The 3541-nt window shown below is 35.4% G+C and carries 4 protein-coding genes; all 4 read left to right on the top strand.

The window, feature by feature from the left end; genetic code table 11:
- The first annotated feature begins 72 nt into the window (after positions 1 to 72).
- Genes ABUA27_RS12320 through ABUA27_RS12305 form a run of 4 tightly spaced genes read left to right on the top strand, consistent with a single transcriptional unit; the run spans position 73 to position 3379 of the window.
- Complete coding sequence (locus tag ABUA27_RS12320) at positions 73 to 945, top strand: branched-chain amino acid ABC transporter permease (RefSeq protein ID WP_502879716.1); 873 nt, start codon at positions 73 to 75, stop codon at positions 943 to 945.
- Between the two features lie 3 nt (positions 946 to 948).
- Positions 949 to 1896, top strand: coding sequence for a branched-chain amino acid ABC transporter permease (locus tag ABUA27_RS12315; protein WP_287968324.1), 948 nt, complete (start codon positions 949 to 951; stop codon positions 1894 to 1896).
- Positions 1893 to 2669: an ABC transporter ATP-binding protein gene (locus tag ABUA27_RS12310; RefSeq protein ID WP_287846700.1), complete on the top strand. Its 777-nt coding sequence runs from the start codon at positions 1893 to 1895 to the stop codon at positions 2667 to 2669. The genes ABUA27_RS12315 and ABUA27_RS12310 overlap by 4 nt, the downstream gene beginning before the upstream one ends.
- 2 nt (positions 2670 to 2671) lie before the next feature.
- Entirely contained in the window at positions 2672 to 3379 is a 708-nt protein-coding gene (locus ABUA27_RS12305; RefSeq protein ID WP_022424674.1) for an ABC transporter ATP-binding protein, read from the top strand.
- The last annotated feature ends 162 nt before the right edge of the window (positions 3380 to 3541 follow it).

Genomic DNA, 3541 nt, shown 5'->3' with positions numbered 1-3541 from the left:
AGTTTTGGGGGATTTGAGTTTGGTTATATATTTGTGTCCGCGCAACGAAGGCGCGGGGAAATGGAGGAAATTATGATTAACTTTATCAACCAAATCATCAACGGACTCTCGACTGGGAGTATGTATGCTTTAGTTGCAATTGGTTATACAATGGTTTATGGTATTGCGAAAATAATCAACTTTGCTCATGGTGATATCATCATGGCAGGGGCTTATTTCGCATTAATCGCGATGGGTTTTGTAGGACCTATTCCAGCAATCTTGTTTTCTATAGTTGCCACTGCAGCTTTAGGTGTTTTAACAGAAAAAGTAGCTTATAAACCTTTAAGAGGTAAAGGTTCACTTGAAGTATTGATCACTGCCATTGGTGTCAGCTACTTATTAGAAAATGTATTCTTATTAATTTTTGGTAGTGCGGCTCGTACATTCCCACAGATTATGCCAAAGGGTACAATTAATCTCGGTGGTATTTCTATTAAATATATTACTGTTATTACTCTTGTAGTAACAGCTGTATGTACTGCTGTTCTGTTATTCTTTATTAATAAGACAAAACTAGGAAAAGCAATGCGTGCTGTATCAGAAGACCAGGGTGCAGCCCAGTTAATGGGTATTAATGTAAATACAACAGTATCTCTTACATTTGCGATTGGTTCAGGACTTGGTGCTATTGCAGGTGTTATTTATGGATGTGCTTATTCATTAATTACTCCATATATCGGTTTAATGTTAGGTATTAAAGCATTTATCGCAGCTGTACTTGGCGGTATTGGTAGTGTACCAGGAGCTATGGTAGGTGGTTTAATGCTTGGTGTTGCAGAATCACTTACTATTGCATATATCTCATCAGATTTCTCTGATGCGGTTGTATTTGGTATTCTTATTCTTGTCTTATTAGTTAAGCCAGCAGGCTTATTTGGTAAGAATGTAAGAGAGAAGGTGTAGTCTATGGAAAAACTATTAAAAAACGAACTATTCAGATCATTTATTCTTTCAATTGTGATCTTTGCGGTATTGATGATAGGAACAGCTACATCTGTTATTAACTCTTATTGGCAGGGTGTATTAATTCTTTGTGGTATTAATATTATCCTCGCTGTATCACTTAACTTAGCAGCTGGTTATTTAGGTCAGCTTACTTTAGGACATGCTGGTTTCATGTCAGTAGGTGCTTATACATCAGCTTTAATTAGTATTTATTTAAATCTTCCATTTATTGTATCATTACTTATTGGTGCGATTGCAGCTGGTATTATTGGTTTAATTATCGGTATTCCAGTATTAAGATTAAAAGGTGACTATCTTTGTATTATCACTCTTGCTTTCAATGAAATCATCCGTGTTATTATGAATAACCTTGAAATCACTAATGGTGCAAAAGGTTTAATTGGTATTCCTATGAATACAAATCTTGTTTATGTCTTTATCGCAATGATTATCACAATCTTTGTCGTATATTCAATTGTGAAATCTAGACATGGACGTGCCATCATCTCAATTCGTGAAGATGAAACAGCATCAGAATTATCTGGTATTGATGTTGGTTATTATAAAGTATTTGCCTTTGCAGTCAGTGCTATTTTTGCAGGACTTGCAGGAGGCTTATATGCACATTATTATACAGTTATCCTTCCTAAAGGATTTGACTTCAACAAATCAGTTGAAATTCTAGTTATGGTAGTACTTGGTGGTATGGGTAACTTAAAAGGCTCTATTATTGCAGCTATAGTGCTTACTATAATTCCAGAATTATTGATCTCATTCTCACAGTATAGAATGTTGTTATATGCAATTGTATTAATTGCCGCTATGATTTTAAAAGGAACTGGTAAAGGCGAACAGATCATGGAACGTCTTCCATTCTTTAAAAAGAAAGATGAGGTGAAGCCAGAATGAGTACACCATTATTAAAAGCAGAAGGTCTTGGTATTCAGTTTGGTGGATTAAAGGCCGTAGATGAATTTGACTTTGAAATCGATAAGAACCAGTTATTTGGTTTAATTGGTCCAAATGGTGCAGGTAAAACAACTGTCTTCAACCTATTAACAGGTGTTTATCAGCCAACAAGTGGTCGTATCCTTTTTGAAGGACATCCTATTAAAAAAGCGAATACAATTAAGCTTACTAAAGCTGGTATCGCTAGAACATTCCAAAATATTCGTTTATTCAAGGAAATGAGTGTTATTGATAATGTAAAAGTAGGACTACATTATTCCCATCCTTACACTGTCTTTGATACATTATTCCATACACCTAAATATAAGAAGTCTGAAGCTGCTATGCAGGAAGAGGCTTTATCATTATTGCGTGTTTTCCATCTAGAAGAATTTGCACAATCAAAGGCAAAGAACCTTCCTTATGGTAAACAGAGAAAGCTTGAAATTGCGAGAGCACTTGCGACTGCACCTAAGCTATTATTATTAGATGAACCTGCTGCAGGTATGAACCCTACAGAAACAGCTGAATTAATGGAAACTATTAAGATTGTAAGAGAAAAGTTCTCAGTCGCAATTCTTCTTATTGAACATGATATGAAGTTAGTTATGGGTATCTGTGAAAAGATTGCAGTATTAAACTTTGGTACAGTACTTGCTTTTGGTACACCTGAAGAAATTAGAAACAACCCTGATGTTGTAGCTGCCTACTTAGGCAATGAAGAGGAGGGCTAAAGATGTTATTAGAAGTTAAGGATCTTGAAGTACATTATGGTGTCATTAATGCGATTAAGAAGATTTCATTTAATGTAGAAGAAGGTGAAATCGTTGCACTTATTGGTGCCAATGGTGCAGGTAAAACAAGTACAATGCATGCCATCTCTGGCTTATTAAATGGTAAGAGTGGTGATATTATCTTTAATGGTGAAAACATCATGAAGACTCCTGCTCATAAGATTGTCTCTAAAGGTCTAGCACAGGTTCCTGAAGGACGTCGTATCTTTGCCCAGTTAAGTGTTGCTGATAACCTAGAAATGGGTGCTTATCTTCGTAATGATGCAGATGGTATTAAGAATGACCTTGAACATATTTATACATTATTCCCACGTTTAAGAGAAAGAAAGAAACAGTTAGCTGGTACATTATCTGGTGGTGAGCAGCAGATGCTTGCAATGGGCCGTGCTTTGATGTCTAAACCAAAACTATTACTATTAGACGAACCATCAATGGGTCTTTCTCCAATTCTTGTCAATGAAATCTTTGATATCATTAAAGAAGTTAATGAAAAAGAAGGCGTTACTATCCTTCTTGTAGAACAGAATGCGAATAAAGCACTTTCTATCGCAGATCATGCTTATGTACTTGAAACAGGTAATATTACTGTATCAGGTGAAGCGAATGATGTTGCAAATAACCCACGTGTTAGAGAAGCATATCTTGGCTAATAAGTTCTCCTTAGGGAGGACTTTTTTAATATAGGTAACAATGTTGTTATTTACTCTGTGTACACTTATTGAAATAATCAGAATATTTGAATACCCATAATCTACAGGTAACTATTTAAGAGAAGTGTGGAGCAGAAATATTCAGGATATAGACTATTTGTC

Origin of the sequence: Catenibacterium sp. RTP21428st1_D7_RTP21428_210409 (assembly GCF_040227455.1) — a bacterium.
GTDB lineage: Bacteria > Bacillota_I > Bacilli_A > Erysipelotrichales > Coprobacillaceae > Catenibacterium > Catenibacterium mitsuoka_A.
This window is presented reverse-complemented; position numbering and strand designations above follow the sequence as displayed.